Source organism: Pseudarthrobacter sp. NIBRBAC000502771 (assembly GCF_006517215.1).
GTDB classification, from domain to species: Bacteria; Actinomycetota; Actinomycetes; order Actinomycetales; family Micrococcaceae; genus Arthrobacter; species Arthrobacter niigatensis.
In genome coordinates this window covers 1,893,031-1,919,582 of record NZ_CP041187.1, presented here as the reverse complement: position 1 = coordinate 1,919,582, position 26,552 = coordinate 1,893,031, and the positions used below count along the sequence as shown (strand labels likewise).

General features: G+C 67.2%; 26 protein-coding genes. 7 read left to right on the top strand and 19 right to left on the bottom strand.

Features of this window, described 5'->3' with window-relative positions; translation table 11 throughout:
* Positions 1-61: 61 nt before the first annotated feature.
* Positions 62-943, top strand: a complete 882-nt coding sequence (locus NIBR502771_RS08930) for a 1,4-dihydroxy-2-naphthoate polyprenyltransferase (protein WP_141159447.1) — start codon at positions 62-64, stop codon at positions 941-943.
* On the opposite strand, the gene NIBR502771_RS08925 is transcribed toward NIBR502771_RS08930, so the two are convergent.
* Entirely contained in the window at positions 940-1,251 is a 312-nt protein-coding gene (locus tag NIBR502771_RS08925; protein ID WP_210411367.1) for a DUF4229 domain-containing protein, read from the bottom strand. The two genes, NIBR502771_RS08930 and NIBR502771_RS08925, sit on opposite strands and share 4 nt — an antisense overlap.
* 61 nt (positions 1,252-1,312) lie before the next feature.
* On the opposite strand from NIBR502771_RS08925, the gene NIBR502771_RS08920 reads away from it, so the two are divergent.
* Positions 1,313-1,702, top strand: coding sequence for a PLD nuclease N-terminal domain-containing protein (locus tag NIBR502771_RS08920; RefSeq protein WP_141159445.1), 390 nt, complete (start codon positions 1,313-1,315; stop codon positions 1,700-1,702).
* 5 nt (positions 1,703-1,707) lie between these two features.
* Entirely contained in the window at positions 1,708-2,277 is a 570-nt protein-coding gene (locus NIBR502771_RS08915; protein WP_246839845.1) for a hypothetical protein, read from the top strand.
* 10 nt (positions 2,278-2,287) lie between these two features.
* Here the strand turns inward: NIBR502771_RS08915 and NIBR502771_RS08910 are convergent, their stop codons facing one another.
* The 10 genes from NIBR502771_RS08910 to NIBR502771_RS08865 all read right to left on the bottom strand — a co-directional run bounded on the left by NIBR502771_RS08910 (position 2,288) and on the right by NIBR502771_RS08865 (position 16,274).
* On the bottom strand, positions 2,288-3,793 hold the full coding sequence (locus tag NIBR502771_RS08910; RefSeq protein ID WP_141159444.1) for a dynamin family protein: 1,506 nt from the start codon (positions 3,791-3,793) through the stop codon (positions 2,288-2,290).
* A complete protein-coding gene (locus tag NIBR502771_RS08905; protein ID WP_141159443.1) occupies positions 3,790-5,658 on the bottom strand; it encodes a dynamin family protein in 1,869 nt (622 codons plus the stop codon). Before NIBR502771_RS08905 ends, NIBR502771_RS08910 begins: the two co-directional genes overlap by 4 nt.
* Positions 5,659-5,753: 95 nt before the next feature.
* Entirely contained in the window at positions 5,754-6,800 is a 1,047-nt protein-coding gene (locus NIBR502771_RS08900) for an IniB N-terminal domain-containing protein (protein WP_141159442.1), read from the bottom strand.
* A 163-nt stretch (positions 6,801-6,963) separates the two neighbouring features.
* Entirely contained in the window at positions 6,964-9,051 is a 2,088-nt protein-coding gene (locus NIBR502771_RS08895) for a LuxR C-terminal-related transcriptional regulator (RefSeq protein ID WP_141159441.1), read from the bottom strand.
* 1 nt (position 9,052) lies between these two features.
* Complete coding sequence (locus NIBR502771_RS08890) at positions 9,053-11,191, bottom strand: Hsp70 family protein (RefSeq protein WP_141159440.1); 2,139 nt, start codon at positions 11,189-11,191, stop codon at positions 9,053-9,055.
* Between the two features lie 172 nt (positions 11,192-11,363).
* Positions 11,364-12,452, bottom strand: a complete 1,089-nt coding sequence (gene ccsB / locus NIBR502771_RS08885) for a c-type cytochrome biogenesis protein CcsB (RefSeq protein ID WP_141159439.1) — start codon at positions 12,450-12,452, stop codon at positions 11,364-11,366.
* Positions 12,452-14,209: a cytochrome c biogenesis protein ResB gene (locus NIBR502771_RS08880; protein WP_141159438.1), complete on the bottom strand. Its 1,758-nt coding sequence runs from the start codon at positions 14,207-14,209 to the stop codon at positions 12,452-12,454. Before NIBR502771_RS08880 ends, ccsB begins: the two co-directional genes overlap by 1 nt.
* Entirely contained in the window at positions 14,209-14,964 is a 756-nt protein-coding gene (locus NIBR502771_RS08875) for a cytochrome c biogenesis CcdA family protein (RefSeq protein ID WP_141159437.1), read from the bottom strand. Before NIBR502771_RS08875 ends, NIBR502771_RS08880 begins: the two co-directional genes overlap by 1 nt.
* Before the next feature lie 15 nt (positions 14,965-14,979).
* On the bottom strand, positions 14,980-15,540 hold the full coding sequence (locus NIBR502771_RS08870; RefSeq protein ID WP_210411397.1) for a TlpA disulfide reductase family protein: 561 nt from the start codon (positions 15,538-15,540) through the stop codon (positions 14,980-14,982).
* Positions 15,541-15,593: 53 nt separating this feature from the next.
* Positions 15,594-16,274, bottom strand: coding sequence for a histidine phosphatase family protein (locus NIBR502771_RS08865; protein WP_141159436.1), 681 nt, complete (start codon positions 16,272-16,274; stop codon positions 15,594-15,596).
* A gap of 215 nt (positions 16,275-16,489) precedes the next feature.
* Here NIBR502771_RS08865 and NIBR502771_RS08860 point away from each other — a divergent pair, with 215 nt between their 5' ends.
* From NIBR502771_RS08860 to NIBR502771_RS08855, 3 genes are all read left to right on the top strand, one after another.
* Entirely contained in the window at positions 16,490-17,038 is a 549-nt protein-coding gene (locus tag NIBR502771_RS08860) for a YceI family protein (RefSeq protein ID WP_141159435.1), read from the top strand.
* Between the two features lie 94 nt (positions 17,039-17,132).
* Positions 17,133-17,264 carry a hypothetical protein gene (locus NIBR502771_RS21105; protein WP_256371469.1) on the top strand — a complete coding sequence of 44 codons (132 nt, stop codon included), beginning with the start codon at positions 17,133-17,135 and terminating at the stop codon, positions 17,262-17,264.
* Positions 17,261-18,043: a hypothetical protein gene (locus NIBR502771_RS08855; protein WP_141159434.1), complete on the top strand. Its 783-nt coding sequence runs from the start codon at positions 17,261-17,263 to the stop codon at positions 18,041-18,043. Before NIBR502771_RS21105 ends, NIBR502771_RS08855 begins: the two co-directional genes overlap by 4 nt.
* Before the next feature lie 69 nt (positions 18,044-18,112).
* On the opposite strand, the gene NIBR502771_RS08850 is transcribed toward NIBR502771_RS08855, so the two are convergent.
* Together NIBR502771_RS08850 and NIBR502771_RS08845 are read right to left on the bottom strand one after the other, a co-directional pair.
* The gene (locus tag NIBR502771_RS08850; protein ID WP_141159433.1) at positions 18,113-18,817 is read right to left on the bottom strand and encodes a redox-sensing transcriptional repressor Rex; all 705 of its coding nucleotides are present in this window, start codon (positions 18,815-18,817) and stop codon (positions 18,113-18,115) included.
* 10 nt (positions 18,818-18,827) lie between these two features.
* Positions 18,828-19,082, bottom strand: coding sequence for a glutaredoxin family protein (locus tag NIBR502771_RS08845; protein WP_141159432.1), 255 nt, complete (start codon positions 19,080-19,082; stop codon positions 18,828-18,830).
* Positions 19,083-19,160: 78 nt separating this feature from the next.
* On the opposite strand from NIBR502771_RS08845, the gene NIBR502771_RS08840 reads away from it, so the two are divergent.
* Complete coding sequence (locus tag NIBR502771_RS08840) at positions 19,161-19,979, top strand: HAD family phosphatase (protein ID WP_141159431.1); 819 nt, start codon at positions 19,161-19,163, stop codon at positions 19,977-19,979.
* Between the two features lie 60 nt (positions 19,980-20,039).
* On the opposite strand, the gene NIBR502771_RS08835 is transcribed toward NIBR502771_RS08840, so the two are convergent.
* The 6 genes from NIBR502771_RS08835 to NIBR502771_RS08810 all read right to left on the bottom strand — a co-directional run bounded on the left by NIBR502771_RS08835 (position 20,040) and on the right by NIBR502771_RS08810 (position 26,545).
* Complete coding sequence (locus NIBR502771_RS08835; protein ID WP_003792170.1) at positions 20,040-20,138, bottom strand: 30S ribosomal protein bS22; 99 nt, start codon at positions 20,136-20,138, stop codon at positions 20,040-20,042.
* A gap of 151 nt (positions 20,139-20,289) precedes the next feature.
* The gene (locus NIBR502771_RS08830) at positions 20,290-20,502 is read right to left on the bottom strand and encodes a helix-turn-helix domain-containing protein (RefSeq protein WP_018761777.1); all 213 of its coding nucleotides are present in this window, start codon (positions 20,500-20,502) and stop codon (positions 20,290-20,292) included.
* Between the two features lie 155 nt (positions 20,503-20,657).
* Positions 20,658-21,779: a 3-deoxy-7-phosphoheptulonate synthase gene (locus tag NIBR502771_RS08825; RefSeq protein WP_141159430.1), complete on the bottom strand. Its 1,122-nt coding sequence runs from the start codon at positions 21,777-21,779 to the stop codon at positions 20,658-20,660.
* A gap of 241 nt (positions 21,780-22,020) precedes the next feature.
* On the bottom strand, positions 22,021-23,034 hold the full coding sequence (locus NIBR502771_RS08820; RefSeq protein WP_141159429.1) for an acetylxylan esterase: 1,014 nt from the start codon (positions 23,032-23,034) through the stop codon (positions 22,021-22,023).
* A 2-nt stretch (positions 23,035-23,036) separates the two neighbouring features.
* Positions 23,037-24,506 (bottom strand): rhamnulokinase family protein, encoded by a 1,470-nt coding sequence (locus NIBR502771_RS08815; protein WP_141159428.1) that lies wholly within the window; start codon positions 24,504-24,506, stop codon positions 23,037-23,039.
* Positions 24,503-26,545, bottom strand: a complete 2,043-nt coding sequence (locus NIBR502771_RS08810; RefSeq protein WP_141159427.1) for a bifunctional aldolase/short-chain dehydrogenase — start codon at positions 26,543-26,545, stop codon at positions 24,503-24,505. The genes NIBR502771_RS08815 and NIBR502771_RS08810 overlap by 4 nt, the downstream gene beginning before the upstream one ends.
* Positions 26,546-26,552 lie beyond the last annotated feature (7 nt).

Genomic DNA, 26,552 nt, shown 5'->3' with positions numbered 1-26,552 from the left:
ACCGCGGCGGGTGCGCACGTTCCATCCAGCCGTCTTACCGAAACAACACGAGGTACTAACCGTGGCAACAGCCGCCCAATGGATCCAAGGCGCCCGACTCCGGACGCTGCCGGCAGCGATCGCGCCGGTGCTGATCGGCACTGCCGCAGCCTATGAGATGGGCTCGTTCCTCCTGCCCAACGCCATCCTCGCTGCGCTGGTGGCGCTCCTGCTGCAGGTGGGCGTGAACTTCGCCAACGACTACTCGGACGGCATCCGCGGTACCGATGACGACCGGGTAGGCCCCCTGCGGCTGGTGGGCTCCGGCGCCGCCAAGCCGGAACACGTCAAGTGGGCGGCGTTCGGAACGTTCACGCTGGCCATGGTGTTCGGCCTGGTCCTGGTGGTCCTCACCCAGGCCTGGTGGCTGATCCTGGTGGGCCTGGGCTGTGTCATGGCGGCGTGGGGCTACACGGGCGGCAAGAACCCTTACGGCTACATGGGGCTCGGCGACCTGTTCGTGTTCGTCTTCTTCGGCCTGGTGGCCACCCTGGGCACCACCTACACCCAGGCCGGGCACATCAGCCTTTCCGCGGTCATCGGGGCCATCGGTACCGGGCTGATCGCCACTGCACTGCTGATGGCCAACAACGTACGGGACATTCCCACGGACATGCAGGCGGGCAAAAAGACCCTGGCCGTGCGCCTCGGCGACAAGCACGCGCGCGAAAGCTACGTCCTGATGCTCGCCGTCGCGATCCTGCTGGTGGTGATCCTGGCACCGGGCCGGCCGTGGATCCTGATTGTGCTGCTGCTCATTCCGGCCTGCCTGATGCCGGCGTGGCTGATGATCAACGGCCGCAAGCGCAAGAGCCTGATCCCGGTGCTGAAGCAGACCGGCCTGATCAACCTCGGCTACAGCGTGCTGTTCTCACTGGGACTGATCCTCAGCCACGGGTTCTAGTTCTTCTTGCTGCTGCCCTTGGCGTTGTTGATGGTGATGTCCGGGTTGGCGTCCAGCAGGGCGTCCTCGGCGTTGGCGTCCTGGACCTCTCCGGCGGAGCGCAGCGGCTTGGCCTTCCCCGAGAACCGGTGCTGCAGGGCTGCGGAGGCGGCGTCGCGCTGCTTCTGGAAGAAGAGGTAGCTGATGGCGAAGGCAATGAGCGCGGCGCAGATGACGGCCATCAGCGCCCCGACCTGCAGGAGCATGAACAGGACGAACAGGGGCAGGAAGATCGCCAGGCGGATCAGGGAATATTTCAAAAAGGCCACTATTCAAGTTTAGCCGCCGCGGCCCGCGGCCCCTGCGCGTCCTGACGATAGACTTGATGGCATGCTCTTCCGTGTGGCTTTGGCCGTCGCAGTCCTCGTCATCTTTGTGTATGGCCTGGTGGACGTGATCCGCACTGAAGGCCGCCTGACCCGCGGGATTTCCAAACCCGCGTGGATCATCGTCCAAATTGTCCTGCCCGTCCTCGGTGCTCTCCTGTGGCTGCTGATCGGCCGGCCACGGGGCTCTGCGCAGCCGCGGCCCAGCTACCCGCACCCCACCGCTCCGGATGATGACCCGGAATTCCTCCGCAACCTTGAGGCACGCCGCCGCAGCCAGGCTGAGGCCGAACGCCTCAGGAAACTCCGCGACGACCTCGAATCCAAGGCCAAGGAGGACGGCGGGAAGCACCAGCACGGCACCGACGAACACGATGCCGACGGACTGAAATAGCGCTGATGGCGTCCCCAGCCGGCGGCGAAGAACGGCGCCTGTCCGCTCCCCCACCAAGGCCCGGCCTGTCCCACTCCGCCCCACCGCCCATCCCGGCCAGCCCCGCGTTGCCGCGGACCGTCCGTGCCGCCCGCTCGCTCTGGCTCTTCAGCTTTGCCGCCGGACTGGCCGTCCTGCTGGGGTCCTTGGCAGCCCGGGACTCGAACCTGCGGCGGCTTCGCGGGGTGGTGGCGGACATGGCCGCAGGCCGCGACGCCGATTCGGTTGGAACCGCGGCGGACATAGTGTTCTGGGGCAGCATCGTTGCCCTGCTCCTGGTGACGGTGCTTGAGGCTGCTGTCCTGGCCGCCGTGCTGGGCCGCAGGGCATGGGCACGCTGGACATTGATTCCGCTGCTGGCCAGCCATCTCCTTGTCCTTTTTCTGGCGTCCGCCTTCCTGGTCCCCGCCGGTGCCGCCGGCAGCTACGTCGTGATGCTTTGGGGCGCCGGAGTGGTCCTGGCCCTCGCAGGGCTGGTGCTCCTGTTCCTTCCCCCTGCCGGAACCTGGCTCAAGGGCGGGCGCGGCCGGGCCTGAGCGCGGGCCCCTAGGCTGACTGCGGCTGCCGGGCCGTGCCGGTTTCGCTGCCGGTGCAATCCGCCAGGACGCCCTCGCAGCTGCGGATCACCACCCTGCAGGCTTCCACGGCAGACCGCGCAGTCAAGGGATTTTCGGACACCCTGCGCCAGCGGGCCAGCACGCCGCGCGCCTCGGCGGCAAGCGCCTCCGGACCCGTGCCGGACGCCACGCCCAGCCGCTGGGATGCTTCGGCGCCCAGGCCCCCGATAAGCCGTTCGGCTTCCGCCGCAAGCTCCGGGGCCAATTCCACTCCCGACGTCCGCAGCGCGGCCAGCAACCGCAGCTCGCGGAATTCGTGCGCGTTGGCCTGCAGCCGCTCCAGGGACTCCGCCAGGCGTTCGGTCCCCGCCCGGGGCCGGCCGGCCAGCAGGCTTTCCACCGCTGCCAGCGCCGTCCTGGCCTTCAGTGCCTCTGCCCTCGCCAGGAACTGACGGTCCAGCAGCTCCAGCAACGGGTCCAGCCCGCTGCGCCTGGCCAGTTCGTGGGCCAGCGGGGTCGGGTCGCCAAACCCGTTGCGGACCAGGACCACAGCCAGCCGGATGCCAAAGAGTCCGTAGCGTTCCAGCAGTGACGCACGGGCCTCTTCCGTCAGTTCCCGCGGTTCCGCCGAGCGGCGGAACCTGTCGGCCGAAAGCATCATCCTCTCGCGGGCAGTTCGATCAACGGTGGCAAGGAGCCGGAGGGCCTCGAAGTCCGCCTGGCGCAGGGTGCGGGCGCTTTGGGCCAGGAGCCCCGCCACGGGGACGACGCCGAGCGCGAGCTTGCGGAGGTTGGGGTCCCGGCTGTACCGTTCCGCGATGGCACCGGCGGACAGCAGCGAGTCGATTCGTCCGGCTCCCACTTCGTCCGCCCGCGACAAAACTGCAATCGCATTAACGGTGCCAGAGCGGCCGGCGGCTGTGTCGCGGAAGGACTCCAGGAACCGGATGTCGGATGCGTGCAGGTGCCGCAGGAGGTAGACCACGGCATCAGCTTCCGACGCCGAATCCTCCGGAGTGAGGAACCTGACCGACCGTGCGGACACCTCCTGGGAGAGGGAGGCGATCCCGGGGGTGTCGATCAGGGTCATGGCCTGCAGTGCCGGCGAGGGCCATTCGACGTCGAGGCGCTCCACCTCGTCCGCCCGCGCACCGTCGAGGACGAAGACCAAGCGGCCGTCTGCGCGCTTCAGGGGAAGGTGACGGGGCTCGCCCACAACAGGGTGCAAGGTGATGCGCGGTGTGTGGCCATACCGGTACCAGGTGACAATCCGGGTACATTCGCCGGTGTCGGTTGGCGCGATTTCCTCGCCGATGATGGCGTTCAGCAGGGTGGATTTTCCTGCCTTCACCATTCCCGCAATGGCAATCCTCAACGGCTCGGCCAACCGCTGCGCATGGCCCTGCAGCGCCTGGATGGCGGGCGGGTCATCCGCATACACCTCGAGTGCCTCGCGGATCAGCCCTGCGGTTCCGGCCGTAGTGGACGCCGTCATCCGACCCCCGCCGCAGAACGGGCACCGGCAGCGGAAACTTCGGCAGACACCGCTTCCGCGGCGCGGTGCAGGGCATCCACCTTTTTGAGTTCAGCCTTGATGTCCTGAATGCGGCCTTCCCTTTCCTGGGCGTAGGAATTGGCTGCCTTCTGGGCTGCTGCCACCGAATCCGACAGGGACCGGTGGTATTCGTCGGCGATCTCGGTGAAGTGGTCCCGGATGGTGCGCTGCACCAGGCGCAGCCTGTCCTTCAACTGCTTTCCCACCTGGAACGTCACATCGTCCAGCTGCCGCCTGACCAGCGCCTTGGCCTCCCCCTGCCGCCGCTTCAGCCGCGTTTCCTTGTCCTCCCGGTAGGCCTTGCGTCCCAGCAGCAGCCCGGCGCCCACCGAGAGCGGATTGATCAGGGCCATCCCGAAAATGCCGGTCAGCAGCCCAAACATCAGGACGCCTCCGTAGGACCCGCGCATACCGATGAGGACCTTTTGGATGGGGTTCACGCGGCCAGGGTCCAGCGCCGGCATCTGGTCCACCGGGTCCAGCGCGTCCCCGGACTCCGAGACATGCAGGACGGGCAAGGCCACCTCGTCGGCGGCAAAGTGTTCGGCCACCTGCGCCGCCAGCCATTGGGACCGCTCGCTGGTCCAGACGAACGTGTCCGAAACCGCTGCGGCAACGCATTCCTCAAGCCACTGGGAGAATTGCGTCCAGACCGGCCCCGGGTCGCCCTGGTCGATGGCCGTCTCGGCTTCCCTCTGGATCCGGCGCAGGCGGTCGCGGAGATCGTATTCCATGTCGGCGATGAGGTCGTTGATGCCATCGCTGAGCGTCAGCTGCCACCTTGCCGAGCGCTTCCGCAGTTCGTCCGCCTCCGCCTTGGCCTGTTCCAGGGCTGCGAGCATCTGCGGGGTGCCGCGGGGGTTCTCCAGCGCCTCAAGCTCGGACTGCAGGGACAGACGGAGGTTCTCGGTGACGGAGAGCAGGTCCTGGCTGACGGAGCGCCGCTGGATGCGCTGGGCCTTTCCCACGATCTCATTGCGCAAGTGGGCCACCAGGTCCGGGAAACCGGATTCACTGTTGAGCTCGGCGTCCTGGAGCCGTGAAGCCTCCAGGCGGAGGTCGGCCGACAACGGGAACAGCGGGATGTCAGGTGCCACCTGCTCCAGGTGGGCCCTGTCCAGCTCCTCGACGCGCCGCCAGTCCGGGTAGAGGTCTGTCTTGGACAGGACCGCGGCCACGCTGGGGGTAATGCGCATGGCCTGGCGCAGGAACCGCAGCTCCGGTTCCGTGTACTCCTGGGATGCGTCCGAGACCAGCAGCATGGCGTCCGCGGTGGGCAGGGCGGTGAGGGTGGTCAGGGTGTGGGCCGAGCCCATGCCGCCAACGCCCGGGGAATCGATGATGGTGAGGCCGCCGGTCAGGATGCGGCGGGGCAGGCAGACTTCGGCTGCCGTGAGGTTGCGGCTGTTTCCCGGGTTGCCCTGCTCGGAGACAAGGGCCGGCAGGTCGGAAAGTTCGATGGGACGGCGCTCCACGCCGTCCTCCGCGGCCAGGCCGTGCGCGTCCCCGGCAGGGGTGTCCGTCGCGGGGACCAGGACGGCGGCCGAAGCCGGTTCGCCGTAGCGGACGATGGTGGGCAGGGAAGTGGCGATGTCGTCGTCCACCGGGCAGACCGGAGCGTTGACCAGGGCGTTAATGAGCTTGCTCTTGCCCTGTTTGAACTCCCCCACCACAATGACCCTGATGCTGGGGTCCTGCAGCCGGGCCATTGCCTGCTCCAGCCTTCGGCGGAGGTCAGCGCGGTCCCCGTCGCCCACCAGCTGGAGCCCCTGTTCCAGGAGCTTCACCAGCTGTCCGGCTGTCATGGGCCCCGGTGGCCTTGCCGGTCCTGCCTCTGCCACAGCGTGTCCCCCTGCCCAGTGCCCGCCCGCGCGGCGGTTCGCCTTACGGAACTAGCGTGTTACAGCGCGGTGGAGTCGTCAACCACTGCATCATCGATGGTCGCATGGTTGTCCGGGTCCACATCAGTGTGCGTGGAGCTGTCCTCCGTGAAATCGAGTTGGTTGTCGGCGGTCACCAGGCTGTCCTCCACGATGCTCGTGGCCGGGTTGTCCTGGAAGGCGTCGTCCGGGTGGACTTCCACTGCCGTGGCCATGGAACTGTCCTGGTTGAAGGAATCGTCCACATCCACGGGACTGTTCGTGGAATTGTCGTTGAACGAGTCCCTGGCGTCGAGGTCCATGTCGGTACTGACGGAATGGTCCGAATAGTCCGGGTGGTAGGAATTGTCCGAGCTGTCGTTAAAGGAATCGTCCACGTCCAGGTCGAGGTCGGTATTGAAGGAGCCGGAGATGTCCGTCTCGTCGGTGCCGATGCTGACGTCGCCGCCGGCATGGACGGAGTTGTCCGTGGAGTTATCGGTCGAATGGTCGGTGGTGTAGGAATCCCTGACGTTGTTGGAGTCCCGGACAGCGGCGTCGTCACCGGCGGCGACGGCACGGTCGCCGGAAGCCACCGCGGCGTGGTTGTCGAACCACTGCTCCACGTCCCCATCCGCCCAGATGTTCTGGTTGACGGACTGGTCCGTAATGGTATCCCGGTCGTCCAGCATGGTGGTCTGGGTGGTGTAGGAGAAGTGGTTCACCACGTTTTGGAGCTGCTGGACCGCATGGGCGTGGTCATCGTGGTCGTAGTTGGCGCCGCCATAGCCGGCAGCCATCCCGCCGGCGTGGATGGCCGGGGCGTTTCCGGCGTGTGTGGCGGGAGCACCTGCGGACCCGTGCCACACGCTGCCGGCGTTTCCCCGGACGAAGGAGAGGGCATTGAGGGTGATGGGCGCATAGTCGAGGACGACTGGCATCGCGGCGTCAACGTCGGCCGAGCACACGTTGGCCAGCCCGTGTTCCTCAAGCGCCCTTTCCGGGTCATCCAGGAACGCCTGGACCGCTTCCCGGTCCCCAAAAAGTTGCATGAGGAACTGGACAAGGTCATTTGCGAGCGTTGGCATATGCGTGGTCCTCACATCTTCATTGAGTTGTGGATCATCCGGTGAACGTATCCGAGTGTTTCCAACCTAGATACGTCGCCGGGGACAGGGCATCGGGCGCATCCCCCCTACCCGCGAATGCCGTTCCGGGGCGCCAGCACCTCCGCGCGTAGGGGTATTAGGGTTATTCCTGCTGTGGATTCAACTGCTGGGAATGCTCCACGCCAAGGGACAGGCGGAGGCGGGCCAGCAGGTCTGACCTGTTTTCCGCCCCCAGCCGGCGCCGGATCCTGGCGATGTGGTGCTCCGCCGTCCTGGGTGAGATGTAGATTGCCTCGCCGATCTCCCGGTACGTCTTGCCTTCAAGCACCAGCCTGGCCACTTCCTTTTCGCGCTCGCTCAAACCGGACGCGTCCGGCTGGGCCCCTTTGCCTCCGTTGTCGGCACCGGTGCCGGCCTGCACTTCCGCTGCCCCAGACGCTCCGCCGGCGGGACTTCCCTGCGGATGAAGGTCCCGGGCGCACGAGAGCAGGCGCATCATGTCGCGCCGCTCCTCGGCACGGGCCGCGGCGTGGCCGGCGAGCCGGGCACCTTCCCATGGCATTCCCACCGCACCGAGCAGCCTTGCCGCGCCCTCCACCTCCGCGGTCCGGAAGCGGCCGGCCAGCACGGAGACCCAGGCCTTGCCTGCCGTGGCGAGGACGGCGGCGAGCTGGCTGTGGGCAGACGCCCGTGCCAATGCTGTTGCGTGCGGGGCGAGATCGGCCGGGCTTTCGCTCAGGAGCGCAGCCTGCACGGCGGACCAGTGCAGGGGAACGGCCCACAGAGCAGGGCCGCCCAAGCGCCCCAGCAGCTTCCAGGCGTCCTCCAGGTACTGCGCCACGCGGCGCGTCTCACGCAGCCTGGCGGCGGCGATGAGCAGTTCCCCCCACGGCAGCAGGTTGTACAGGTCCACTGATGTGTGGAGCATGGCTTCGCGCGCCCGTTCCCATGCCCTGATGAGCTCGGGGACGTCGCCGTTCCTGCGGGCAAGGCCCACTTCCAGGGCCGCGCTCATGAACTCATCGCGCGGGACCAGCGGCCAATGGTTTGCTTTGGCCGCTTCCGTGGCCGCCAGCCGGGCGTCCTCCAGTTTGTCCTGCATCATGGCTGCCCAGGCCTGGAGCAGCAGGAGCCGGGGCTGGGCAGTATGGCCGCCCTGCCCGGCTGCCGCGGCTGCCCGGCAGACGGTTTCGGCCAGGTGTGGTTCCCCGCTGTGCAGGGCCAGCAGGGCCGCCAGCGCGGCGGGCGTTTCGGGCAGCGGAAGGGCTGTGCCTGCAGAGTTCAGCATGTCCGAGGCGTGGATCAGGATGGGGATGCCCTGGTGCGGTTTGTCTCCCAGGGATGCGAGGATTCCCTGGCCGGTCTGCACGAGGGCGGCCGCGAGGAGCGTTGGCGAGGCCGCGGGAGCTTCAGGCTGGAAGAAGGCCTCCGCCGCTGCCCGGTCGCCGGCGCCGATCATGGCGACGGCAGCGAGTGGCGCGGAGGGTCCCACCCGTCCCGGGCCCAGCCAGCTGTACACGTCCGCGCCCCGGGCCAGCATGCCGCGCTGAGCCCACACGGCAGCAGCGACGTCGGCGCCGCGGCGCACGTCCGGCGGAGCCGGGCTGACCAGGAGGGCATCGATGATGCGGGCCGCTGCGTCCAGTTCCCCGTCACCAGCGGCGGCTTGGGCGCGCCGGGCTGCCAAGGCAAGCGGATCAGAGCCGGCCAGGAGTGCTTCCTCATAGAGTTGCGATGCAAGACGGGGGTCGGTTTCGAGCATGGCGTCCGCCGCCTGCTCCAGTTCCGCAGCCACCCGGGGATCCGCCAGGCCGCCCCTGGCCAACTCGCGGGCCAGGTTGCCAAGTGGTTGGCCCGCGGACGCGAAAACCGTCACCAGCTCGCGCTGGAGCGCGTGGACTTTGGCGGTGGGCGCGGCACTCAGCAGCGCGTGCTGGGCGGTCCCTACCACTGTGCCGTCCGGCGTCAGCAGTCCGGCGGCTTCGGCGCGGTCCACCAGGGAATCGAGGTCCTCCACGGTGCCGCTCATGAACTTGTGCTGGAGGTCCGCGGGCAGCGGGCCGGGCAGGGCGAAGCCAACCGAAAGCGCCAGCAGCAGCTCCCGCAGGGCAGCGTTCGCGCCTTTCAGCTGTTTGGCCATCAGCTCCGCCACATGGGGTGGGTGCCCCTGGTGGTCCGGTGCGGTGTGGAGGGGTACGGGCCGCTCTGCCCGCTGCAGGTTTCCATCCATGTCAGGCCCCCGGTGAGGTGGTCGAGGCCGTTGCGACGGCAGTTTCAATGGGACTGGCGGTGGCGTCCTCCGGAGTGGGTGACGGTGCAACGGCCGGGGTGGGCGTCAGGTCAGCCGTGGGGGAAACGACGGGATCACCTGTCGGGTCCGGAGCCGCCAGGGTGGTGGGCACTACGGTCGGCGTTGGTTCCCCGGTGCCGGGGGACGACGTGCCGGGATCAGGGGTAGGGGTGCCGGAACCCGACGGGTCGCCGGTGCCGCTGGGCGACGGCGTGCCCGGGTCCGTCGTTGTTGGCTGGGTGGTGTCCGTGGGTGTGGGCGTCGCAGGGTCCGGCGACGCCGTGTCAACGGGGGCGGGGCCTGTTGGGGCGGCCTCGGCGGTGCCCGGCGGCATTGCCGGACCCACGGTGGCTGAATCGGGGATGATGCCCGTCCCTGTTGCACCCGCGTCGGCTCCGGGAGGAGGATTCCCGCCGGCGGCTGCCGGGCCGCCCGGGTTTGCTCCGCCCACGGCCGCTTCTCCGCCGGACGCCTGCCGCGTGGCGGGTGAGGCGGATACGTCAAGTCCGGGTACCTGCCCGATTGGCTTCCGGACACTCGCTTCGATGCCTGCCAGTGGCTGGGGCGCATCCACCGTTGGTGTTGCCCCTCCACCCGGAGCTGCCTGGCCGGTGGAGCCGCCCTCCGTGCTTGCACCGGCCTGCGGGACGAACATGGCGGTCAGGCTTCCAAAGCCGTCGGGACTTTGCGCGGCAGTGGCCGTAAGGACCGTCAGGAGCGCAGCCGCCGCGGCGACGGCAGTGATGCGGACGGTGGGTTTTGGGGCATGGGCGCCCCTTCCACCGTGCCACTCACGCCGGCCGGCGCCCTGTCCAGGCCCGGCTCCCGCCGTCGCATATTTGCGAGACCAGCTGGGCATCGCCGGTCCGGTCGGGGCGGGTGGCACGGCCGGGGGTACGACGACGGCCGGCGCCCCTTCGCTGCGCGCATCAGTCCCTGCCGCAAGGGTTTGCTTGGCTTCAGTTCCCGCCGGTGGCGCCGCTTCCAGGGCTGCTGCGGTATGGGCCAGAAGCGCCGCCACGGCCGCCCCCAGGCAGATGGAGGACTTGGGGTCCGCGTCCACTGCTATGGGCCGGTCCAGCTCCTCTGAGACCACCTGGGCCACCAGCGGGATCCGCGATGAACCGCCGATCAGCAGCACCGTCGACAGGTCCGCCGGCGCAAGGTGGAGCTGGGCCAGGGAGTGTTCCAGCGCGTCCACCGTTTCCCGCACGGGCTCTTCGATCAGGGCCTCAAACTCTGAACGGACCAGGCGGACCTGCTGCTGCACGCCCGGCAGGAGCACCGGAATGCTTGCCTCGCTGTCCGCAGACAGGGCTTCCTTGGCTTCCACGCATTCGCGCCGGAGCCGGGCCAGGGCGCCGAGGACCGCGGGATCGGTGGCATCAAGGTCCGCCAGGGCATTGCCGGTATGGGCGGCGACGTAGCTGAATACCGCAGCGTCGAAATCGGCGCCACCGAGGTCTTCAATGCCCTCGGGGCGGCCCAGCAGTTCGAAGCGGCTGCTGCCGGCCTTCCTGAGGACGGCGGTGTCGAAGGTGCCCCCGCCGAGGTCGTACACGGCAATGGTGCTGCCTTCCTCCACGCGCACCTGGGATGCGTAGTGCAGTGCTGCGGCCTCGGGTTCGGGGAGGAGGGTCACGTTCTGCACGCCGTGGGCGGCGAGGGCCTCGCGGATCACGGACAGCCGGTGGCTGCCCCAGGCGGCCGGGTGGGTCAGGTAGACGGCCGACGCCGGACCGCCCTCGCGTTCTGCGGCCCGGTCTGCAACCCAACGGGCGACGGTGGCGAAGACGTCCTCCGGCTGCAGTGACAGGGTGCCAAGGATGATGGGCACGTCGTCGCCGATGCGGCGTTTGAATTCACGGGCAACGCGTTCCGGCGAGTCCAGTCCGCGGCGTTCCGCAGCCTCGCCCACCAGGACGGTGCCTTCCTCCGGGAAGTAGACCACGGAGGGGATGGAAGCTCCACGCGCACCCAGGGGCAGGCACTCGGGCACAGCGGAAGGACCTTGGTGAAAGCGAACCACGGCGGCTGCCGTGAAACTGGTCCCGACGTCTACGGCGAGTGCGTAGCTCATTGTTACCTCGGAAGGCTGGCCGTCCACATGCAAGCTTCATCACAGTGAACGTCACCAACGTAGCATTCCGAGGGACCCGGGGACAGCCCTGTTGCTACATCGAATGGTTATTTGGCGGGCAGGTGCCGCGTTGTGCGTGGTTTCCCGGTCGCTGCCGGCCGGGAAGGCCCTCCTAGAGGCCGGAGTAGGAGTGGAGCCCGTTGAACAAGGTGTTCACGATGGTGAAGTTGAAGATCACGCAGAAGTAGCCCACGATCGAGAGCCAGGCGGCGCGGGTACCGGTCCAGCCACGCGTGGCACGCGCGTGCAGGTATCCGGCGTAGACAACCCAGATCACGAACGTCCACACCTCTTTGGTGTCCCAGCCCCAGAACCGGCCCCAGGCCTTTTCAGCCCAGATGGCACCGAACATGAGGGTGAAGGTCCAGCCAATGAAGGCGATGGCGTTGATCCGGTAGGACAGGTTCTCAAGGCTCAGTGCCGAGGGCACCAGGCGCATGAAACCAAGTTTGTCGGTCCCGCCGGCGGCAACGGTCTTCTGCCGGTGGGACTGGACCAGCTGCAGTGCCGACATCGCGAACGTCAGGGTGAAAAGCGCGGAGGAGAGCACGGCGATGGAAACGTGGATGACCAGCCAGTAGCTCTGCAGGGCGGGAACAAGGTGGCCGACGGGGGTCCAGAAGGCCACCGAGGCGGCCACCATCATGATGATCACCAGGCCCACCACGAAGGTGCCCAGGAAGCGCAGGTCGCGGCGGATGAGCGAGAGCAGGAATACGGCCGCCACCAGGAAGGCGCCGGTGGTGAGGAATTCGTACATGTTGCCCCATGGCACGCGCCCGGCTCCCAGCGCCCTGGTGACCACGCCGGCGGCATGGATCAGGACTGCGAGGGTGGTCAGGGCCACGGCAACCCGCGCCGGAACGCGGCGTTCCGCGGCATACTTCATGTCGCCGCCCGCCGTCACGATGCCATCCGTTCCTGCGCCGCCGGCCTTGGCAGTGGACGACGACGGGCGCTCGGCACGGTCGGCCGGCCCGCTCAGGCGGCCCCCGGCAGATCCCGTGGCAACGCCGGCTCCCACGGGAACCCTGGCGGCGGTCCCGGCCTGGGCGGCCTTGAGGTCCACGGCGCGCAGGGCCTTGCTGCTCTTGGCCAGGTCCCAGGCGAAGGCGATGAAGGCCACCGTATAGGTGCCCGCCGCCAGCAGCATGAAGAGTTCGCTGTACTGGCCCATGGTTTCGTTGATTCCAAATGGCATTACTGGTCCTTTTTGGGCCCGGTGGGGCCTGCTGGGGTGCTGACGGAGCCTGCGACATTATCGCCTGTCCGGCTGGGAGTTTGCTGGGACGGGGCGGTGCCTGCGGAAGCGGCATCCCCAGGGACCGCCTCGTCAGGCAATTGCCACTCTGCGGTGAAGAGTTTCCGCAGCGCTGCTGCCTCGCCGGCCAGGCGGTGGTCCTCACCGCGGGCCAGGAGCCCGTATTCCACCATGGTGCGGCCGTCGGCGGCGGTGCCGGTGCGTACCCAGACGCGCCGGCGGTTGACGTAGAGCGAGAGGATCAGGCCTGCCACGGCCAGCAGCGCGAAGACAAGGGCGTACAGCTGCCCGGGATTGTGGTGGATGTCCACGCCGATGTACCGCTTGACGCCGTCGAAGCTGATGCTGCCCTTGCCGTCGGGCAGCGTGTAGGTGGAGCCCGGTGCCAGCGTAATGCCGCCGGCAGCCAGGTTCCGGGCGTTAAGCGGGGTCAGGTTCTTGACATCCAGTTCGAAGACGTTCTGCGGGGCACCCTTGTTCAGGCCCAGGTCGCCGTAGTACGAGTTCAGGGTCAGCTGCGGGTTGAACAGCTCGGGGTCGGCGCTGAAGGAGACATTCTTGTCCGTGACGAACGCGGTGGGGAGGAAGAAGCCCACGAAGCCCAGCTGGTCCGGCTGCGCGTCAGGGACCTTGATCACTACGGAGGAGTAGTAGTTCTCGCCCTGCAGCTTTGCGACCACCGGGCCCTGCATGGCCACGTTGCCCGCTCCGTCCCGGATGGTCACCACCGGGGCGTAACCGTTGCCGGTGAGGTAGATGCTGGTGCCTCCCAGGCTCACGGGGTCGTTGACCTTCAGGGTCTCCCGCTTGGGCGGAGCGTCCGGGTTTTCCTTGGTGGTTACCGTGGCGGCAAAGTCGATGGGCTGGCCGAACTTGCCCTTGGATTCACGGTCGAACGTGATGTTGAACTTGTCCAGCTGCAGCGAGTAGGGCTGGAGCTGGCTGGGCTGGAAGTTGGTTCCCGGGTTGAACTGGTCGTAGCCCACCAGGGTGTTCACGAACGTGTCGCCTTCGACCAGGATGCGCTGGCCGCTGTACCCGAACAGGCCGCCGGCTGCCACGGACACCAGCACGCCGATGAGCGAGGTGTGGAAGACCAGGTTGCCCACTTCCTTCATGAAGCCGCGTTCGGCACCCAGGGACGGAAGGGCGCCGTCGGCATCCCTGACCTCCACCCGGTAGCCGCGTTTCCGCAGCACCCGGGCCGCGCCGTTGATGGCGTCCGACGACGGGATGGCCGCACCGGCGGGGATCACCAGGGTGCCGTATTCGGGCAGCCGGGAGAGGCGCTGCGGGGTCCGCGGCGGCTGGGAGCGCATGGCCTTGTAGTGGGCGATGGCGCGGGGTACCACACAGCCGATCAGGGAGATGAAGAGCAGCAGGTAGATCGCCGAGAACCAGGCCGAGGAGTAGACGTCGTAGAGCTGCAGGGAGTCCAGCAGCTTGCCGTAGTCAGGGTGGTCCTTGATGTACTGGGTTACCACCGCCGGGTTTGCCGGGCGTTGCGGGAACAGTGATCCCGGGACCGCGGCGACGGCCAGGAGCAGCAGCAGGAACAGCGCGGTGCGCATGCTGGTCAGCTGGGTCCAGGCCCACCGCAGCATGCCCTTGGGTCCCAGGGCCGGAAGGGCGGCCTGGGCTTTCGCCTCTGCTACAGGGGCGGATTGCTTCTTCTTTACGTTCACACGCTCGCTCATCAGATCGGCAACTTCACGTCGGTTTGGAACCAGTACTGCAGCCCGGTCACCCAGGCACCCCACACCCCGGTGGCCATCAAAATCCCGAGCACCACCAGGATCCCGCCGCCGGTCCGCTGGATGGCCACGCGGTGCTTGCGGAAGAACGCCATGACGCCCATCCCCCGGCGCAGGGCCACGGCGATCAGCAGGAACGGGATGCCAAGTCCCAGGCTGTAGACAAAGGCCAGGAAAGCACCCTTGGCCGCAGAGGATCCGCCGGAGAGGCTGAGCAGCTGCACGGCGGAGTAGGTGGGGCCGATGCACGGGGCCCAGCCCAGGCCGAAGGTCAGGCCCAGCAGTGGCGCTCCCCAGAGCCCGGCGGGCGGCTTGGCGTGGATCTTCGCGTCACGCTGCAGCCAGCTGAAACCGCCCATGAAGACGATCCCCATGATGATGACCAGGACGCCCAGGAGCTGGGTGATCCAGGCATTTTGGCTGCCCGTAATCAGCGTGCCCAGCTGGCCGAATGCACCGCCCAGCAGGACGAAGATCACGGAGAAGCCCAGGACGAACAATCCAATGCCCGCAAGCATCCGCCCGCGTTTCTGCTTCTGCAGGTCCACGCCGCTCAGGCCGGTCACGTAGCCCAGGTATCCGGGAACCAGGGGAAGGACGCACGGCGAAAGGAAGGACACCAGTCCTGCCAGCAGGGCCACCGGAATGGCGAGCAGGAGGGAGCCGCTGAGGATGGCTTCGGCGAAGGGGCTGTTCACGGTCCCGGCCCGTCCCTATTCCGCCACGGCGGCGGTGATGAGGGCTTTCAGGGTGCCCTTCTCGATTTCCCCGAGGACGCGGGAGGCCACGCGGCCCTGCTTGTCCAGCACCAGCGTGGTGGGTACGGCGCCGGGCGGGACCAGGCCCGACACGGAGAGCAGGACGCTGCCGTCCTTGTCGTCAAAGCTGGGGTAGGTCAGGTTGAAGGTCTTCTCGAACGCTTCGGCCGTGGGCTTCTCGTCCCGGAGGTTGACGCCGAAGAACTGCACGCCCTGGTCCTTGAACTCCTGGTGCAGCTCCTCCAGGAGCGGCGCCTCCACGCGGCACGGCGCGCAGGCGGCGAACCAGAAGTTCAGGACGCTGACCTTGCCCTGGAAGTCTGCGGGGGTCACGGCGGCGCCGCTGAAAAGCGCTCCCTGGATCTGCACGGCTTCCTTGCGGTCCCCGGCGGCGAACTCGGTTACGGAGCCGTCGCCGGCAACATAGTTCTTGTTGTCACCGGCCTTGGCCTGCTTGGCCAGGGCATCCTCCTGGGCGCAGCCGGACAGGCCAAGGGTCAGCGCGGTCAGGGCCATGCCGCCTGCCGAGAGCAGGCTCCGGCGCGAGGGAAGGTTGTTGTTGCTCACTGCTAGGCTCCAGGGGTGCTGGCGGCACCGGGAAGAAGGGACGCCGCAGGCTCGCTGTACTCGACCCGCAAAAGCGAGCCGTCGTCGTCGAAAACCAGGGACGTAAGGGATGTCAGGGTGCACTCGCGCTTGCGCGGGTCGTGCCACAGCGGCCGGCCCTCCGCACTCAGCCGTGCCGCCCAGATTGGAAGCTGGTGGCTGACGAGGATGGCCTCGGGGCCAGCGGCACCAAAGTCGCCGCCGGCCAGTTCGATGGCGCGCAGCCGTGCGTCCTGCACCGCAGCCGCCACTCTTGCCGCCTGCTCCTTGTACGGTTCGCCCCACGACGGGCGCAACGGGTTGACCAGGCGAGGCCAGTGCTTTGGCCGGCGGAGTTCAGCCTTGGTGACCTTCATGCCCTCAAAGTAGTTTTCCGCTTCTATGATGCGCTGGTCGGTGTGGATCTGCAGGCGCAGCGCTTCCGACGTCGGCCGCGCGGTTTCCTGCGCACGGTCAAGCGGTGAGGCGGCCAGGTAGGTAATCCGGGCGCCGCGCTCGGCGCGCTGCCGGAAGTGCTCGGCCAGGGTCCGGGCCATCTCCTGCCCCAGCTCGGAGAGGTGGAATTCCGGGAGCCGTCCATAGAGAACGCCGTCGGGATTGTGGACCTCGCCGTGGCGGAGCAGATGGACAGTGGCTTGGGGCATGTTTACCAGTTTCTCAAAGATGGCGTGCGATCCGAAATCTCCGGGACGCGCTTTCTACAAAGAGTAGAACTTAAGTTTCTGAAGAAATGTTCCGAAAGCGGGAACAAAACATGCAAACGCATGTTTATACTGGATGCAGCAAGATAGTTGAGGCTTCAACCGATGAAGATTCAACCGCAGGACCACAGCAGGCATTCACACCAAGGAGCAACATCATGGCACTTCCCGCAGACGTCACCACCGGCACCTGGACCCTGGACAACTCCCACAGCGAGATCGGCTTCACCGTCCGGCACGCCGGCATCAGCAAGGTCCGCGGCCAGTTCAAGGAAGCCGAGGCCACCCTGAGCCTCGCCGAGAACGTGGCCGACTCCAAGGTCAACGCCACCATCAAGACCGCCAGCTTCGACTCCGGCGACGCCAACCGCGACGGCCACGTCCGCGGCGAAGACTTCTTCGACGTCGAGAAGTTTCCGGAGATCTCCTTCGTTTCCAACGCGATCGTCCCCAAGGGCGACGCCTACGAGCTCCAGGGCGACCTCACCATCAAGGGTGTCACCCGCCCCGTGGCCCTCGAGACCGAGCTCCACGGCGTGGCCGTCGATCCGTTCGGCAACACCCGCGCCGGCCTGACCGCCGAGACCACCATCAGCCGCAAGGACTTCGGCCTGACCTGGAACGCCGTCCTCGAAGCCGGCGGCGTCCTGGTCAGCGACAAGGTTGCCATCAACCTGGAACTTGCCTTCATCGCCCCCGCAGCATAACTTCCCCATCCGGCGCACCCCGGCACCAGGCCTTTCCCGGCCCGGCGCCGGGGTGCGCTGTTTAAAGGCGCCGTTCCAGGTCACAGTTCTGTGCGTGAATACCGCCCGCATCACCCACATCTCCGCCGCCGGGGGTACGGTGGAGCTAAGCCATGCTGGGGGGAAGGCTGAGGACCGAATCCCGGCAGCCCACCTGGATCCCGACCTGCAGAAGGAACGCCCATGAGTACTCCTCCCGTCCCGCCTCCCGCGCCCCAAGACCCCTATTCCGGCAATGACCAGTCCGGCAGCCAGCAGCCCGGACCCGAGCAGCCGCGCTACGGCCAAAACGCGCCCCAGTACGGCCAGAACGCACCGCAGTACGGCCAGAACCAGCCCCAATACGGCTCGCAGCCCCCGGCAGCACCGCAGTACGGCCAGAATGCGCCGCAGTACGGTTCCCCATATGGCCAGAATGCTCCCCAGTACGGGCAGTCGCCCTATGGCCAGTCCCCGTACGGCCAATACCCCTCGGAGCAGCCCCAGCCGGCGGGAAGCAACGGCATCCCGCAACTGGTGAACATCTCGTTCTGGCTGCTGATCGCGTCCGCGGTGATCTTTGTCGTTTCCGTGCTCGCCGGCCTCACCCAGCTCGATGACCCACAGTTCCGTCAGGCTTTTGAGCAGCAGGTGAAAGCCAGCGGAGCGGCCGTTACGTATGACGACATCAAGAGCGTCATCGCCGGCACGCTGGTGGTCTTCGCGATCATCGGCGTCGCGCTCTACCTGCTGGTGGCATTCTTTGTCCGCAAGGGCAAAAACTGGGCACGCATCCTCGGAACCGTGTTTGCAGCGCTCTCCGTTTTGGGCCTGTTCGGGGTCCCCACCTTCGGAACGCTCGGGACGGTCCTGGGCATCGCCGCCATTGTCCTGCTCTACCTCCCGGCCGCTGCCCCGTACTTCCGGAAACAGCAGCCGTTCGCCAACCCCTATTCCGGCGGCTTCGGCAACCCTTACGGGCGGTAACGCCTACGGCAGAACGCAGCGGTGGCCCGGGATGTCCAGCATCCCGGGCCACCGCTTTTAAACCTGGGCTCAGGCCGGCTGTCCCGGCGCCTGCGCCCGTTGGGCGTGATAGGCCAGGATCTGGAGCTCGGTGGCCATGTCCACTTTGCGGAGGTTCACTCCTTCAGGGACCTGCAGCATGACGGGAGCGAAGCTGAGCACGCTGTGCACACCGGCCGCCACCACCCGGTCGCAGATGCCCTGGGCCACCGCGGCGGGAAGTGCCAGCACCACCATGTTGGCCCCGGTGCGGTGGAGGACGGTCTCGAGGTCTGCCACGTCGCTGACCCGCAGCCATCCCACCTCGTTGCCCACCACCATCTGGTCCGCGTCGAAAATGGCCACCACGTCGAAGCCCCGCGATTCGAAGCCGCCGTAGCGCGCCAGTGCTTTGCCCAGGTTTCCGGCTCCGACGATGGCCACTTTCCAGTCATGGGTCAGCCCCAGGGCCGCAGCGATGTGGCGGCTCAGGTACTGCACCTCATAGCCCACTCCCCTGGTCCCGTAGGACCCCACATGGGACAGGTCCTTGCGCAGCGTGGAGGAACTGACGCCGGAGGCTTCCGCGAGCGATTCCGACGAAACACGCTCAACCCCCTCGGCCAGCAGCGTATTCAGGGCACGCAGGTATAGCGTCAACCGGGCCACGGCGGCGGGAGGAATCTGCTTGGCCGGTGAGCCCGCGGCATCCGGCACGTCCGGCACAGGCTGGGGGGTTGAATCCAAGGACGTCATTCGCATCCCCCTACTTGGCCATGGCGCGCCGCAGGACGCGTTCCAGCCGGGCTTCGTCGATTTTCCAAAAGTCGCGCTGCACCCCGTCCACCAGGACCACGGGAATCTCTTCTGCGTAGCGCTCGCGCAGTTCGGGCTGGTTGTCCACCAGCTCTTCGCGCCATTCAAGGCCCAACGCGGAAGTGACCCGGCCGACGGCGTCGCGCGCCTCTTCGCAGAGGTGGCACTCAGCTTTGGTGACCAGGACGACGCGGGGGGTAGCCATGGCTTAACGGTATCGCCGTTCGCGCCGTGCAGTTGACGCCGACCGCGCCGGCCATGTGGATTGACTAGACTCAAGTCCATGCCCGAGGAGAAATACGTTGCCGTCGTTACACGGCCGGTTGCTGCCCCGCAGCCCGGTGAGGCGGCGTTTTTCGACGTGGACAATACCTTGATGCGCGGTGCCAGCCTCTTCCATGTGGCCCGCAAGATGCACCAGCGGGGGGCGTTTACGCTCACTGAGGCTGCCGGGTTCGCGTGGAAGCAGTTCAAGTTCGTGGCGCGCGGGGAAAACATCGACGACGTCCATGCGGTCCGCGATTCGGCCCTGACCCTCGCCGCCGGCATCACCGTTGACGACATCAAGGCGCTGGGCGAAGAGGTCTACGACGAGATGATCGCGTCGCGGATCTGGCCAGGTGCCAAGGCGTTGGCTGAACAGCACCTCCGGGTGGGCCGCCGCGTCTGGCTGGTAACGGCCACGCCCATCGAAGTGGCCACGGTGATCTCCACCCGGCTGGGGCTGACGGGGGCCTTGGGCACGGTGGGGGAAGTGTCGGACGGTATGTACACCGGACGCCTGGTGGGAGACATCCTCCACGGTTCGGCCAAGGCGGTAGCCGTGCAGGCCATCGCGGACCAGGAGGACCTGGACCTCAAGCGCTGCTGGGCGTACAGCGATTCCTACAACGACGTTCCACTGCTCTCGCTGGTAGGCCACCCGGTTGCCATCAACCCGGACGCCAAGCTCCGCCGCCACGCCCGCGACCGGAACTGGCCGGTCTACGATTTCCGCGCCGGCCGCCGCGCCGCCACCCTTGGCCTCAAGGCAGCAACGTTCGGCGGCGCCATCTACGGCCTCTGGAAAGGCTTCGCCCGCATCCGCGGCCCCCGGGCGTAGCCAAAAAAATGCCCGCCGCCTTGGAGGGCGACGGGCATCTTCACGCTGTTCGAAGTATTGCTACTTCTTGTTGCGGCGCTGGTGACGAGTCTTGCGAAGCAGCTTGCGGTGCTTCTTCTTGGCCATACGCTTGCGACGCTTCTTGATAACTGAACCCACGAAAGTTCCTTACAAACTAGATGCAGTACCTGCCTGATGGGAAATGTCCGTGGACAAAGCTACGAACTGAACAACTGACAGATTCTTACAATGACGTAAAACGTTCCTTAACAGGGTACCGCTTATCGGGAGCGGCTCAGGACAGGCCGCCTCAGGCGGTCTCGCTGTGGCCGTCCACAACAGCGCCCTTAAGGTACTGTTCGACGGCGTTTTCGGGGACCCGGTAGGAGCGGCCGAAGCGCACCGCGGGCATTTCGCCGGAGTGGACCAGGCGGTAAACAGTCATTTTGGAGACGCGCATGACCTCGGCCACTTCAGCCACGGTCAGGAACTTCGCGTTGGAGAAGTTCTGTTCTGCCGACATTTCCCTATTTTCCTTTGCTGACGGATGGACAACAGTGACCCCAGGTACGTGCCAATGCGGTGTTCCGATGCTGAGCCATCCACCAACCACCTAAGAAGATACTCTAGATGTTCATGTGGCAGATGTGAAAGTAGTGGCCTCCCCTATTTCGCCCCCTAATTTTGCTGCCGCCGCTTCCGCGCCGACGAAGCCAGCTGCTCCAGGACCGAAGCCGAGACATCCCAGTCCATGCAGGCGTCCGTCACGCTCTGGCCGTAGACCAGCGTGGACCGCCCCGCCGCGTGCTCTGCAACGTCCAGGTTCTGGGCTCCGCCCACCAGGAAGCTTTCCAGCATGACGCCGGCAACGGCCCGGGCTGCCACTCCCCCCTCTTCAAGCTGGGCACCGATCTCCAGCGCGACCTCCGCCTGCCGGTGGTGGCTCTTGCCGCTGTTGGCGTGGCTGGCGTCAACGATCAGGCGGGGATTGAGCCCCTTGCCTGCCAATTCGGTGGAGGCCCGTTCCACCTCGGCCGCGGAGTAGTTGGGCCCCTTCCGGCCACCGCGGAGGATGACGTGGGTGTCGGGGTTTCCTGCCGTTGCCACCAGCGCTGCCCGGCCCTCGCCGTCGATCCCCAGGAACGCCTGCGCCGCCGCGGCGGCACCGCAGGCATCGATGGCAACCTGCAGGCCGCCGTCGGTCCCGTTCTTGAACCCGATGGGCATGGAAAGCCCGGACGCCAGCTGCCGGTGGATCTGGCTCTCCGTGGTACGCGCACCGATGGCGCCCCACGAGATCAGGTCCGCCATGTACTGGGGGCTGATCGGCTCCAGGAATTCAGTGGCAGTAGGCAGGCCCAGCGCGGTGACCTGCTGAAGGAACTGCCGGGCCGTGCGGAGGCCGGTGACCATGTCGTGGCTGCCGTCCAGCCGGGGATCGTTGATCAGGCCCTTCCAGCCCACCGTGGTACGCGGCTTCTCGAAGTAGGTCCGCATGACAATCAGCAGGTCTTCCTTGTGCTTCTCGGCCTGGCTGACCAGCCGCCGCGCGTACTCGAGGCCGGCCTTGGGGTCGTGGATGGAGCAGGGGCCCACGATGACCAGCAGGCGGTCGTCCACGCCGTCCATGATGGCGCGCACCTCATCGCGGCCGCGTTCGACGACGGCAGCGGCCCGGGCGTCCAGTGGCAGCTTTGTGAGGAGTGCCGACGGGGTGGGCAGCGGGGTGAATTCGCTGACGCGCAGGTTCGAGGTGGACTTGGTGTCGCTGGCCGGGGCTGCTGCTGTTGCGGTGCTCATGTTCGGGGTCCTGTTCCAGATGGGAAGCGGGCCCGGATTTCAGAACCCGCCGGAGAAACGGCGAAGGGCAGAGAATGATCTCTGCCCTGTTGGCTCTGAAGGAAGTTGGATGCGTGTCAGTTAGACGCGGGCTCCTCCAGAGCCAACGAAAAATACGCATACCAACGGTTAGTCATGGGAAAGACCATAAGCCCGGCCGCCCGCCGCCGCAAAATCCGTGTCCGTCACATTCCCGCGCCGCCTACCCCAGCAGCTTGCGCAGGAACTGCAGCTGCCGGATCCAGTGGTGTTCCTGGCCGCCTTCATGGTTGTTGAACCGGTACACCTCCATCTCCTTACCGGGATTGCCGCCCGATGCTGCCGCTGATCCATAGGCGTTGAAGCTGGCGAAAACCGTCGACGGCGGGCAGATGTCGTCCATCTGGGCAGCGGAGTACAGCGCCGGAACGGAGGCCCAGGCGGCCAAATTGACGCCGTCGAAATAGTTGAGGACCTCCATGGCGGCGTCGTACCTGTCCCGGTGCCGGGCGAGGAACTGGGCGATCTCCGGGTACGGGCCGCGCGGGGTGATGTCGATGGCGCGGGGGAAGTCCTGGAGGAAGGGGACGTCGGGCAGCGCGGCGATGACGCCGTCGAGCCGTCCCGCGGTGAGCCCCGCCGTGGCCACCACCAGGCCGCCACCCTGGCTGACACCGGCCAGCACCACTTTGGCAGGATCGACGGCGGGGTGGGACTGGGCGGCCTCCACCGCGCGGAAGGCGTCCACGTAGACACGGCGGTAGTAGTAATCCTCCCGGCTCGAGATGCCCCTCGTCATCAGGCCAGCATGCGCCACGTCGCCCGCGGACGGATGCGGATCAGCCGTATCACCCACCAGGCCGCCGTACCCCTGGCCGCGGGTGTCCATTATGAAGTGCGCGTACCCGGCCTGCGCCCAGCGCGTGTCCTGGTTGACCAGGCCACGGCCGCCGGAATAGCCAATGTAGGTCACTACCACCGGCAGCCGGGCGCCTGCCTCCCGGTTGGCCGGCAGGTGCAGCCAACCTTTGATGGGCGCGCCGCCAAAGCCGGAGAACGTGGCGTCGAAGGTGTCGATCACGGTCAGGTAGTTCTCCACCGGTTCGAACGTAGCGTCCAGTGGATACGCCCGCGCTTCCCCCACCGTGGCATCCCAGAACGCCTGGAGGTCCTTCGGTGGCGTGACCCCCGAAGTGTAGCTGCGCAGCTGGGCGAGGGGGAGGTCGAAAAGGGGCATCCCTAATTCACGCATCCCTGGCGCGCAGCGACAAGTGGTTGGTACCGGTCCAGGCTGGTCCCGGTGGCGACGATCCGGCGGAGCTCGGCCAGTCCGCCGGCCACGGCCCCGGCGGCCCGGGCCTGGACCAGCACGTTGCCCAGGGCGGTGGCTTCGACCGGTCCGGCGACGACGGGACGTCCCGCGGCGTTGGCCGTGAGCTGGCACAGCAGGGCGTTCTGGGAGCCGCCGCCCACCACGTGCACCACGTCCACGGAACGGCCGGCGAGGCGTTCCGCAGCAGTGATGGTCCTGGCGTAGCCGGCCGCAAGGCTGTCCATGATGCAGCGGGTGATGGGTGCCGGTTCGCTGGACAGGACATCGCCGGTGCGCCGGACTGCCGCACGGATGCGCTCCGGCATGTTGTCCGGGGCGATGAAGTACGCATCGTCGGCGTTGATCCGGGGGCCGCCGGCGGGCAAAGCGGCGGCCGCGGCCAGCAGGGCCGTGAGGTCGGGTTTGAACCCTTCCGATGCCCAGGTGCGCTGGCATTCGCTCAGCAGCCACAGTCCGCCCACATTCCGCAGGTAGCGGGTGGTGCCGTCCACCCCGCGTTCATTGGTGAAGTTCGCTTCCCGGCTGGCCTCGGTCAGGACCGGATGCTTCAGTTCCAGCCCCACCAGCGACCACGTGCCTGAGGAGATGTAGGCAAAGTTTTCGCCCTGTGCGGGGACTGCGGCGACGGCGGACGCGGTGTCGTGCGAGCCGACGGCCACCACCTTCGTGTCCTGCAGGAGCCCCACCTGAGCGGCGATCTCCGGCAGCAGGGTACCGACAGTTTCACCGGGCTGGATCAGGGGTGGGAACAGGTCCTTCCGCAAGCCCAGCGCCGTGAAGAATTCGGTGGCCCACTCCCCTGCCACGGCGTCGAACAGCCCGGTGGTGGAGGCGTTGGTGGCCTCTGTCCGCTGCACGCCGGTAAGCCGGAAGGCGATCAGGTCCGGGATGAGGAGTGCCTGCAGCCCGTCCAGGCCGCGTTCGGTGGCCAGCTGGTAGATGGTGTTGAACTGCAGGAACTGCAGGCCTGAGGTCTGGTACAGCCGGCTCGGGTCCAGCTTGGCATGCACGGGCGCGACGGCGGCCCGGCTGCGGTCGTCCCGGTAGCTGAAGGGCTGGGCCACGAGCTCGCCCGCCTTGTTGACCAGTCCATAGTCCACTGCCCAGGTGTCGATGCCAATACTGGCAATCGCTTCGCCCTGCGTCGAGGCCACGGTGGCCGCGGCCCGAAGGCCGGCAAGGACTTCCGTGAACAGGGCGTCGAAGTTCCAGCGGAGGCCGCCGTCGTGCTCCACCACGCCGTTGGGAAAGCGGTGGACGGTCTGCAGCGATACTCCGCTCCCGCTGGCGCGGCCAAGGATCACGCGGCCGGAGGAGGCGCCGATGTCGACGGCGGCGAACACGCCGCCGTCGACACCGTTCGAAGACGTGCTCACCGGAGGAAGGCCGCCGCCACCCCGGCGTCCACGGGGATGTGCAGGCCGGTGGTGTGGGACAGTTCGTTGCTGGTGAGCACGGCGGCGGCGTTGGCCACGTGTTCGGGCAGGACCTCGCGCTTGAGGAGGGTGCGCTGGGCGTAGTATTCGCCCAGTTTCTCCTCGTCCACGCCGTAGACCGCGGCGCGTTTGGCGCCCCAGCCGCCGGCGAAGATCCCGGAGCCGCGGACCACGCCGTCGGGGTTGATGCCGTTGACGCGGATGCCGTGCTCGCCCAGTTCAGCCGCGAGGAGCCGCACCTGGTGGGCCTGGTCTGCCTTGGTGGCGGAGTAGGCGATGTTGTTGGGGCCGGCGAACACGGAGTTCTTGGAGGAGATGTAGATGATGTCCCCGCCCATGCCCTGGGCGATCATCACCTTCGCGGCTGCCTTGGCCACCAGGAACGAGCCCTTGGCCATGACGTTGTGCTGCAGGTCCCAGTCCTTTTCGGTGGTTTCCAGCAGCGGCTTGGAGATGGACAGGCCGGCGTTGTTGACCACCAGGTCCACGCCGCCGAACGCCAGGACGGCGGCGTCGATCGCGGCGGCGACCTGTGCTTCGTCGGTAACGTCCGCCTGGACACCGATGGCGACGTCGGCACCGCCCAGTTCCTCGGCGACCTTTTGTGCATTTTCAAGGTTCAGGTCGGCAATGACGACGCACGCGCCGTCGGACGCCAACCGCGTGGCGATGGCCTTGCCGATGCCGGATGCCGCGCCGGTCACCAGCGCGATGCGGGTGGCGTGCGACTTGGGCTTGGGCATGCGGGCCAGCTTGGCTTCCTCCAGTGCCCAGTACTCGATCCGGAACTTCTCGGATTCCTCGATGGGTGCGTAGGTGGAGATGGCCTCGGCGCCGCGCATGACGTTGATGGCGTTGATGTAGAACTCGCCGGCAACCCGGGCGGTCTGCTTGTTCGCCCCGAAGGAGAACATGCCCACGCCGGGGACCAGCACGATCGCAGGGTCCGCGCCGCGCAGGGCAGGGCTGCCAGCATCTGCGTGGCGGTCGTAGTAGGCCTGGTAGTCCTCCCGATAGTCCGCATGCAGCTCGTGCAGCCGGGCGATCGAGTCCTCCACACTGGCGTCCGCGGGCAGGTCCAGGATCAGTGGCTTGACCTTGGTGCGCAGGAAGTGGTCCGGGCAGGAGGTGCCCAGGGCGCCCAGGCGCGGGTGTTCGGCGGCTTCGAGGAAGTCCAGGACGACGGCGTCATCGCTGAAGTGCCCCAGCTGCGGCTTGTCCGTGGAGGCCAGGCCGCGGATCACCGGTGCCAGGGCGGCGGCTTTGGCGCGGCGCTCGGCCTCGGGAAGGGCTGCGTACCCGGGCAGCTTGGGGCCGAAGGGGTCCGCCTTGCCGTTCTCCGCGATGTACTTTTCGGCCTGGTCGATGATCCACAGGGAGTGGGCTTCGGCTTCTTCGCTGGTGGCTCCCCAGGCGGTGATGCCGTGGCCGCCCAGGATGGTGCCGATGGCCTGCGGGTTGGCGTCCTTGATCGCGGCGATGTCCAGGCCCAGCTGGAACCCCGGACGGCGCCACGGCACCCACACCACCTTGTCACCGAAAATCTTGGTGGTGAGCGCTTCACCGTCCACCGCCGTCGCGATGGCGATGCCGGAGTCCGGGTGCAGGTGGTCAACGTGCGCGGCCTCCACCAAACCATGCATCGCCGTATCGATCGAAGGCGCTGCGCCGCCCTTGCCGTGCAGGCAGTAATCGAACGCAGCCACCATCTCATCCTCGTGCTCGACGTCGGGGTAGACCTTCTTCAGCGCGGTCAGCCGGTCCAGGCGCAGCACCGCAAGGTTCTGCTCCTTCAGCGTGCCCAGGTCGCCACCGGACCCCTTCACCCACAGCAGCTGGACGTCCTCACCCGTGACGGGGTCCGTTGCGGTGCCCTTGGCCGAGGTGTTGCCGCCGGCGAAGTTGGTGTTCCGCTTGTCCGCGCCCAAACGGTTTGAACGCGAAATCAGGTCTTCAACAGTCTTGGCTGCGTTCTGCATGTTCATG

Excerpts from the sequence above, each read along its gene's own strand:
- NIBR502771_RS08920 (WP_141159445.1), top strand. The coding sequence starts at position 1,313 with ATGCTCTTCCGTGTGGCTTTGGCCGTCGCAGTCCTCGTCATCTTTGTG.
- NIBR502771_RS08915 (WP_246839845.1), top strand. The coding sequence starts at position 1,708 with ATGGCGTCCCCAGCCGGCGGCGAAGAACGGCGCCTGTCCGCTCCCCCA.
- NIBR502771_RS08910 (WP_141159444.1), bottom strand. The coding sequence starts at position 3,793 with ATGACGGCGTCCACTACGGCCGGAACCGCAGGGCTGATCCGCGAGGCA.
- NIBR502771_RS08905 (WP_141159443.1), bottom strand. The coding sequence starts at position 5,658 with ATGACAGCCGGACAGCTGGTGAAGCTCCTGGAACAGGGGCTCCAGCTG.
- NIBR502771_RS08900 (WP_141159442.1), bottom strand. The coding sequence starts at position 6,800 with ATGCCAACGCTCGCAAATGACCTTGTCCAGTTCCTCATGCAACTTTTT.
- NIBR502771_RS08895 (WP_141159441.1), bottom strand. The coding sequence starts at position 9,051 with ATGGATGGAAACCTGCAGCGGGCAGAGCGGCCCGTACCCCTCCACACC.
- NIBR502771_RS08890 (WP_141159440.1), bottom strand. The coding sequence starts at position 11,191 with ATGAGCTACGCACTCGCCGTAGACGTCGGGACCAGTTTCACGGCAGCC.
- ccsB (WP_141159439.1), bottom strand. The coding sequence starts at position 12,452 with ATGCCATTTGGAATCAACGAAACCATGGGCCAGTACAGCGAACTCTTC.
- NIBR502771_RS08880 (WP_141159438.1), bottom strand. The coding sequence starts at position 14,209 with ATGAGCGAGCGTGTGAACGTAAAGAAGAAGCAATCCGCCCCTGTAGCA.
- NIBR502771_RS08870 (WP_210411397.1), bottom strand. The coding sequence starts at position 15,540 with ATGGCCCTGACCGCGCTGACCCTTGGCCTGTCCGGCTGCGCCCAGGAG.
- NIBR502771_RS08865 (WP_141159436.1), bottom strand. The coding sequence starts at position 16,274 with ATGCCCCAAGCCACTGTCCATCTGCTCCGCCACGGCGAGGTCCACAAT.
- NIBR502771_RS08860 (WP_141159435.1), top strand. The coding sequence starts at position 16,490 with ATGGCACTTCCCGCAGACGTCACCACCGGCACCTGGACCCTGGACAAC.
- NIBR502771_RS08855 (WP_141159434.1), top strand. The coding sequence starts at position 17,261 with ATGAGTACTCCTCCCGTCCCGCCTCCCGCGCCCCAAGACCCCTATTCC.
- NIBR502771_RS08850 (WP_141159433.1), bottom strand. The coding sequence starts at position 18,817 with ATGACGTCCTTGGATTCAACCCCCCAGCCTGTGCCGGACGTGCCGGAT.
- NIBR502771_RS08845 (WP_141159432.1), bottom strand. The coding sequence starts at position 19,082 with ATGGCTACCCCCCGCGTCGTCCTGGTCACCAAAGCTGAGTGCCACCTC.
- NIBR502771_RS08840 (WP_141159431.1), top strand. The coding sequence starts at position 19,161 with ATGCCCGAGGAGAAATACGTTGCCGTCGTTACACGGCCGGTTGCTGCC.
- NIBR502771_RS08830 (WP_018761777.1), bottom strand. The coding sequence starts at position 20,502 with ATGTCGGCAGAACAGAACTTCTCCAACGCGAAGTTCCTGACCGTGGCT.
- NIBR502771_RS08825 (WP_141159430.1), bottom strand. The coding sequence starts at position 21,779 with ATGAGCACCGCAACAGCAGCAGCCCCGGCCAGCGACACCAAGTCCACC.
- NIBR502771_RS08820 (WP_141159429.1), bottom strand. The coding sequence starts at position 23,034 with ATGCCCCTTTTCGACCTCCCCCTCGCCCAGCTGCGCAGCTACACTTCG.
- NIBR502771_RS08810 (WP_141159427.1), bottom strand. The coding sequence starts at position 26,545 with ATGCAGAACGCAGCCAAGACTGTTGAAGACCTGATTTCGCGTTCAAAC.